Annotated in this window: 6 protein-coding genes and 1 pseudogene; all 7 read right to left on the minus strand. The window is 72.7% G+C overall.

From position 1 onward, the window contains the following. Positions 1–1,323 (minus strand): annotated as a pseudogene (locus E2651_RS41280) (putative baseplate assembly protein); the annotation flags it as partial. After that, positions 1,320–1,682, minus strand: a complete 363-nt coding sequence (locus E2651_RS41285; RefSeq protein WP_135336411.1) for a GPW/gp25 family protein — start codon at positions 1,680–1,682, stop codon at positions 1,320–1,322. The pseudogene E2651_RS41280 and the gene E2651_RS41285, both read right to left, overlap by 4 nt. Before the next feature lie 5 nt (positions 1,683–1,687). After that, positions 1,688–2,041 (minus strand): hypothetical protein, encoded by a 354-nt coding sequence (locus E2651_RS41290; RefSeq protein ID WP_135336407.1) that lies wholly within the window; start codon positions 2,039–2,041, stop codon positions 1,688–1,690. 7 nt (positions 2,042–2,048) lie between these two features. Then, positions 2,049–2,588, minus strand: a complete 540-nt coding sequence (locus E2651_RS41295; protein ID WP_135336408.1) for a phage baseplate assembly protein V — start codon at positions 2,586–2,588, stop codon at positions 2,049–2,051. After that, positions 2,585–3,703, minus strand: coding sequence for a hypothetical protein (locus E2651_RS41300; protein WP_135336409.1), 1,119 nt, complete (start codon positions 3,701–3,703; stop codon positions 2,585–2,587). Before E2651_RS41300 ends, E2651_RS41295 begins: the two co-directional genes overlap by 4 nt. Then, on the minus strand, positions 3,703–4,029 hold the full coding sequence (locus E2651_RS41305) for a LysM peptidoglycan-binding domain-containing protein (RefSeq protein ID WP_135336410.1): 327 nt from the start codon (positions 4,027–4,029) through the stop codon (positions 3,703–3,705). The genes E2651_RS41300 and E2651_RS41305 overlap by 1 nt, the downstream gene beginning before the upstream one ends. 45 nt (positions 4,030–4,074) lie before the next feature. Further along, on the minus strand, positions 4,075–4,719 hold a 645-nt coding region (locus E2651_RS41310; RefSeq protein ID WP_348541705.1), incomplete at its 5' end, for a hypothetical protein.

Consider the following 4,719-nt stretch of genomic DNA (forward strand, 5'->3'; position numbering starts at 1 on the left):
GCCGTGCACCGCCGCCTGGAAGGGGCGGGCCGTCTCCGGCACCTCGATGAGCTCGTCCGTGTCGCCGCCGGGCAGCCAGGTGTTCTCCGGACCGTGCTCGACCAGGAGCGCGTTGCCGCGGGCCACCACGGTCGCGCTCGTCCGGCCGTCGCGTCCGGGCGGGTTGCCCACCCACAGCGGGAACGTGAGCGCGTCCTCCTCGGCCCAGGCGATCTTCACGACCGGGGTGCCGTCGTCGGCGTCGTAGTCCTGGACGGCACCGGTGAGCCGGACCGCCTGCCGGTGGCCGGGGTCGGGTGCGCCGCCGTCGGGGGCCCGCAGCTCTTCCAGCACGAGGAGGTCACCGGGGATGAGGTCCAGCGCACGTTCTACGTCGAGCAGCGCGGCCCGCGTGGTGCCGATGGGCAGGTGGAACGCGTCCTGACCCCACGCCCACAGCGGAATGCCGTTGTGCTCCGGACGCAGCCGCATCCTGCGCCGCTCCAGGGGCCGGTAGACCGGGTGCGGCCCCGAGACGAGGGCCTCGAAGGACAGCACCGGGCCGTTCTCCGGGCGCACCGCGTCATCCGGCTGCGCGGCGAACGCCAGATGGTTGGTTCGTACCGACTGCGGTGCGGCCGTCTCCACGCACACGACAGTGCGGGCCGCGCAGCCGTCGTGCATCGGGTAGCCGACGAGGCGTGCGTGCCGCCGCACCGAGGTGCGCAGCCGCGCGGTGTCGAGGTACGCCTCGGTGGCGACGGCGTCCTGCTGGTAGCTGAGCCGGTCTCCGACATGGGCCAGCAGCTCCACCAGGGTGACCCAGAGGTCGGGGACGTGGCGCTCGGTCCACTGCGGCAGGGTGAGGGACAGCCGCTCCAGGAGGAGACGGCGGAAACTGGCGTAGTCCTTGGCCAGGTAGTCGATGGACGGTGCGGGGCGGCTCGGCGCTCGGGTCGTGCCGGAGATGTCCTCCGGGCGGCGGTCGGTTCGGCAGAAGGTGAAGTCGGCCCGGTCGTGGGCGCCGTGGAAGCCGTGCCCCAGGACGCGCAGGCGGTAGGTGGAGTCGTCCCCGGGGCGGTCGAGGAACAGCCGGAACCGCTGCGCGGGCGCACCGCTCCCGGACTCCTCCGTGGTGTGCTCCGGCTCCTCGCCGAGCTCGGGGACGGCGCGCAGTACGCGGATGCCGACGACCCGCTGCCCGCCCTCGATCACGAAGCTGGCGCGGTCCACGTGCCGCGGCAGCACCCCGGAGAACCTCACGGTCAGCGTGCGCCGGTCCGGGTGCGCCCATACGTCCTCGATGCGGGCCGGATGGCTCCGGCGCCCGTCCGTCACGGTCATGAGCCGGTCCCCCCACTCACGGTCACTGTGCGGTTCTCCCCGGTGGCCGTCAGGACATAGGCGACCCCCACATGGAGCGTCGCCTCGTCCGCGGTCACGGTGAGGGACGTCACCGTGAGAAGGTCGCCGAGCCAGCGCTGCAGGGCCGCCTGGGCGGTCGTCTCCAGGGTCGCGGCGAGTTCGGGGCTGTTTCCGGCGAAGACCAGGTCGAGCAGGCCGCAGCCGAAGTCGGGCCGGTTGACCCGCTCGCCCGTGCTGGTGAAGAGGACCAGTTCGACCATGTCCCGGACGTGGTCGGCGTAGGCGGCCGACGCGGTGCGGCCACGGGCGTCGACGCGATAGGGGAAGGCGACGTCCATCACGCTCACATCCCCCGGACCCGTAGCTGCATGGCCTGCACCAGCGGGGGATTGGGCGGCGGCGTGCCGACCCCCATCGCCGGGCCGGGACTGACCGGCGGGCTCGGCTGCAGCAGCACGGGCACCCCGCCCACGAACACGCGCGTGGAGGTGTGCAGCCACACGATGCTCGTGCAGGGCGGCGCCCCGAGCGTGGCGGCCGGGAAGCTGCAGCCCGCCACCAGGAACGTGTCGGCGCTGGTGGCGACGGGATGGGGGCCGACCAGAACGCGCTGCTGCACCGGGGCGGGAAGGGTCACGAGGCCGGGCGGATGGGCGCACATCATCAACGCGCCGTAGTGGAGCAGCAGTCCGGGCATGGCATCCTCACAACACCGTCAGCGCACCGTCGTTGACGGTGAGCTGGGGTCCGACGAGCTTGAGCGTGGCGAGTCCTGACCCGCAGGAGATCTCGATCGACATCTCGTCGATCTTGATGAACGGCCCGTCCTCACCGTGCAGTTGGAGCTTGATCCCGCCCGCCGGACCGGGCATGTCGCTGATGACCAGGGCGTTGCCGGAAGGGGTGGCCAGCACGATCTGCGGGACGCCGGGCGGCGCCGACTTCGCCGCCGACGGCACATCCTGCGACCCGCCCCGCCGGTACCCGGCGCACACGGCCCGCTCGGGGTCCCCGTCGAGGAACCGCACCCACACACCGGAGTCCGTCGGCGGCACCACGTACATGCCGCAGTCCGGACCGGCCAGCGGGGTGGACGGGGCGGCCCACACCTGTGCCTCGTCGCCCAGCACTTCCGGCACCCGCACCAGAAGCCTCCCGATCCCGGTCGGGTCCTTGGCGTCGACCACTACGCCCTCGTACACGCCGTGCCATTGATGCGTCTTGTGCGTCTGCGCTGTTGTCATACGGTCACCACCTGGGTGTCGGCGCCGAGTCCGTCGCGGACCAGCGTGAAGTGCTGCCTGAACGTGTCCCGGGTGAGGTCGTGGGTCACAGCGGCCACGAGATAGCGCCCGTCGTACCCCGCTCCCGCCCCGCGCACGCCCACCAGAGCGTGGGCGGCCAGGACATGGCCGTAGCGCAGGACGTCGACGGTCCCTCGCCCGGTGACCGCGTCGGCGGCGACCTCGCGGCCGAGTCCGGCCAGCAAGGTCCGGGTCAGGGAGCGGCCGGTCTGCCCGGCGAGCGCACCGACGCGCAGCGCCTCGGCCGGGCGGGCCGCCAGGGATCCGCGCAGTACGAGCGGCTCGGGGGCGGTCGCCTCGGAGGCCGTCGTGGAGGGAGGCTCCAGCCGGTGCGTGCCGTAGCGGGACGTGGCAAGGCCGTCGAAGGAGAACGTCAGCTCCTCCACGTTGTCGGCCGCGCCGCACCCGGTCGTCAGGACCGGCTGGAGGGCCCCCTCGCGGCGCTGCGGCCCCCAATAGGCGGTGCTGACTCCCGGGGCCGGCCCCGGCTCGAGATGGAAGACATGGCCGACGTCCGCGGCCATCGCCCGCAGATAGGCGAGATCGGTCGCTACCTGCACCGGAATGTCGATCAGCGGATTCGGCTGGTCCGTGAGCACCGGCGCCACGGCCTTCGGCGTGATGCCGTACTGCGCGTACGCGGCACAGACCGCCGTCGCCCGCAGCTGCGGCGACAGTCCCGGGTACGCCCGCCGGACGTGCCGCAGATTCATCAGCAGCGACAGATCCTCACCGGTGACGACGAGGAACGACGCCCCGGGAGCCCGCGCCGCGTGCAGCTCCTGATGCGTGATCACACCGTCCACGAGCACATGGCACCGGCCCGCGAGGATCACGGCGACCACGACCCGCTTCTTCGCGTGCAGCACCCCGTCCGGCAGGACCGCCCGGGACAGCGGCGAGCCGGGAGCGACCGAGAAGGTCAGCTGGAAGCCGCTCGTCGCCCCGCTGGTCGAGGTGATCCGCACCCCGTGCAGCGCGTCGACGAACGCCGCCGGGGCCGGAGCGGGCACCGTGTCGCCGAGGAGCAGCATCACCTGCGGGCTCTGCCTCATCACCACGCCCGTTCGCCGCCGACAGCCGCCGCCGACGCCTCGGCGGGCAGGGTGATCCGCAGTCTCCGGCCGGGCACGGCCGTCAACTCGTCCGGCCGCATCGTCCGGTTGGCGTCGGCGATCCGCCACGACTGCTCCGGGTCGCCGTAGCGTCGGGCCGCAACGCCGTCGAGCCGTTCCCCGGCGGTGACGACATGCTCGCCGACCGCCGTCAGCTCCTCCGGCCGGGGCAGGAAACGACGGCGCAGGTGAGTGACGGTCCGGCCGTCCGCAAGGGTGTGGGTCGTCGTGGGCACCCCGTGGTACCTGCTGCTGGGCTCGAACATGCCGACTTCCTCCGGCTGGTGGTGGGTACGCGGCGCGGGTGCGGCTCAGCCGCCCGTGTAGCCGACGGTCGCCGGGCCGTTCGCGACCGTTGCCGCGAGGCGCTCCCGGTTCTGCTGGTACTGGAGGTAGAGACCGCCGGCCTTGTGGCCGAATCCGACGTCGTCGACGGTGAGGACCCGCACCGTCAGCGTCACGCGCGCCCGGATGGGATTCAGCTCCCCGTCGTACGCCTCCTCCGTGACGTCGATGTCCAGCATCCGCACGGGCAGGACCCGGCGCGGCCCCAACACCAGGACGGACAGCGGGGCCTGCACGGGGGCGATCTCCAGGATTCCCTGGCCGGCCAGGTCGTTCTGCCGGGTCAGCTGGGCGCTCGTGGGGGTGACGGCGCTCTCCAGCGCGGCCAGCGTCGCGGAAAGACCCGACCCCGTGGGTGGGGCCGGCGTGGCCTTCGAGGCCACTTGGTCCACGGCATCGAACTCCGCGTCGATCCGAAACGTCTCCCGGGCCGGCCCCTGCAACCGCAACGCCTCAAGGCGGTCACCGGCGTCGGCGCCGATGCCGCGCGGCTGGAGAGTACGGGTGATGCTGTCGGGGTTGTACTGGAAGGGCATGACCCGTAGGACCTGGCCCTGCTCAGGGTCCAGGAAGACGAAGCCGCCGCGGCGGGGGGCGGGGGTGGTCATGGC

This window comes from Streptomyces sp. MZ04 (genome assembly GCF_004684775.1).
Classification (GTDB): Bacteria; Actinomycetota; Actinomycetes; order Streptomycetales; family Streptomycetaceae; genus Streptomyces.

Coding starts and splice junctions, on each gene's coding strand:
- E2651_RS41305 (WP_135336410.1), bottom strand. CDS start 4,029: ATGTTCGAGCCCAGCAGCAGGTACCACGGGGTGCCCACGACGACCCAC.
- E2651_RS41300 (WP_135336409.1), bottom strand. CDS start 3,703: ATGAGGCAGAGCCCGCAGGTGATGCTGCTCCTCGGCGACACGGTGCCC.
- E2651_RS41290 (WP_135336407.1), bottom strand. CDS start 2,041: ATGCCCGGACTGCTGCTCCACTACGGCGCGTTGATGATGTGCGCCCAT.
- E2651_RS41285 (WP_135336411.1), bottom strand. CDS start 1,682: ATGGACGTCGCCTTCCCCTATCGCGTCGACGCCCGTGGCCGCACCGCG.
- E2651_RS41295 (WP_135336408.1), bottom strand. CDS start 2,588: ATGACAACAGCGCAGACGCACAAGACGCATCAATGGCACGGCGTGTAC.